Genomic DNA, 649 nt, shown 5'->3' with positions numbered 1-649 from the left:
AGTGAAACAAGAAGTTAATCATACATTTATTGATGTTGTTAAACAAATGCAGAAAGATTCATTAGAATCGGCAAGATATGATTATTATCCACTGGCAGATATTCAATCTTTATCTGAGGTCAAACGGAATTTAGTCAATCACATAATTGTTTTTCAAAACTATTATGTTGATCATGAGCTAATGAGCTTCGATCATTCATTAGGCTTTGAATTAGAAAATATTACATATTATGAGGAAAACAACTATGAATTGGCAGCTATGGTTATACCGAGTGATACACTAACCGTTCGATTCTCTTATAACTCTAATGCTTACGATCAAGAAATGGTAAACAGATTAAAAAACCATTTCATCGAAATCATTCAATCCGTGATTCAAAACCAGGAAATCCCTGTATCCCAAATCAGTATGACAACTGATAAGGAACGGAAAGAGATTCTCCATGACTTTAATGACACATCGGTAACGTATCCAAAGGATAAGACAATATCTCAATTATGGGAGGAACAAGTAGAAAAACATCCCCACCATATCGCAGTGGAATACGAAGGCAAGCAGTTAACGTATCAAGCCTTAAATGAAAAGGCGAATCAACTCGCAAGGACCTTACGCCAAAATGGCATCACAGCCAATGCGATTGTCGGTATT

Annotated in this window: 1 protein-coding gene; it reads left to right on the top strand. The window is 35.4% G+C overall.

Translation table 11 applies throughout. From position 1 onward, the window contains the following. Nucleotides 1-649 (top strand): condensation domain-containing protein (locus JUJ52_RS23140; RefSeq protein WP_228089257.1); only part of this gene is annotated, 649 nt, incomplete at both ends.

It is taken from the genome of Virgibacillus sp. AGTR (assembly GCF_016919725.2).
GTDB lineage: Bacteria > Bacillota > Bacilli > Bacillales > Amphibacillaceae > Virgibacillus > Virgibacillus salarius.
Note: the sequence above shows the minus strand (reverse complement) of the source record. Positions and strands in the feature narration are given on the sequence as shown.